At 79.2% G+C, this 1079-nt stretch carries 1 protein-coding gene; it reads left to right on the plus strand.

The features are described from left to right. On the plus strand, window positions 1-1079 hold a 1079-nt coding region (locus tag BG452_RS35210; RefSeq protein WP_188308406.1), incomplete at both ends, for a PLP-dependent aminotransferase family protein.

Genomic DNA, 1079 nt, shown 5'->3' on the forward strand with positions numbered 1-1079 from the left:
CCCGGCGGCCCCGGCCGCCCGGCCCGGCGACCTCTCCTGGCAGGAGGTCGCGCTCAGCGCCGGCTCCGGCCCGCGCGACCTGCTGGCCGCCCCGGTCTTCGCCACCCTCCGGGTGCCCCCGCCGGACGTCATCGACCTCAACAGCGGCTACCCGCACTCCTCGCTGCTGCCCGAGCGGCTGCTCGCCGCCGCCCTCGCCCGGGCCGGCCGCCGCCCGGGCGCCTGGGACCGCCCGCCCACCGACGGCCTCACCGAGCTGCGCGGCTGGTTCGCCCGCGACATCGGCGGCCACGCCGGGCCGATCGGCGCCGGGGACGTCCTGATCACCTCCGGCGGGCAGGGCGGGCTCACCGTGGCGATGCGCTCGCTGGCCGCGCCGGGCTCGCCGGTGCTGGTCGAGTCGCCGACGTACTCGGGCATCCTCGCGGTGATCCGGGCCGCCGGGCTGCGGCCGGTGCCCGTCCCGATCGACGCCGACGGCGTGCGCACCGAGCTGCTGGCCGACGCCTTCGAGTCCACCCGGGCCCGGGTGTTCGTCTGCCAGCCGCTGTTCCAGAACCCCACCGGCGTGGTGCTCTCGCCCGCGCGCCGGGCGGAGGTGCTGCGGATCGCCCGGGCCGCCGGGGCCTTCGTGATCGAGGACGACTTCGCCCGGCTGCTCGTCCACGCGGACGCCCCGGCACTGCCGCGTCCGCTCGCCGCCGACGACCAGGACGGCGTGGTGGTGCACCTGCGCTCGCTCACCAAGGCCGCCTCCCCGAACCTGCGGGTCGGCGCCCTCACCGCCCGCGGCCCGGCGCTCGCCCGGCTGCGGGCCACCCAGGTGGTGGACAGCTTCTTCGTGCCCCGGCCGCTCCAGGAGGCGACCCTGGAACTGGTCTCCGACCCCGCCTGGGCCCGCCACCTGCGCGCCCTCGGCGCCGAACTGCGCGACCGCCGCACCGCCGCCGTGGCCGCCCTGCACCGGGAACTGCCCGGCGTGCTCGGCGCCTACCGGCCCGGGGGCTACCACCTGTGGCTGCGCTTCCCGGACGGCACCGACGACGGCGCCCTCGCCGCCGCGGCGCTGCGCGCCGGCG

The sequence above is a fragment of the Streptomyces sp. CBMA123 genome, from assembly GCF_014596465.1.
In the GTDB taxonomy this organism is placed as follows: domain Bacteria; phylum Actinomycetota; class Actinomycetes; order Streptomycetales; family Streptomycetaceae; genus Kitasatospora.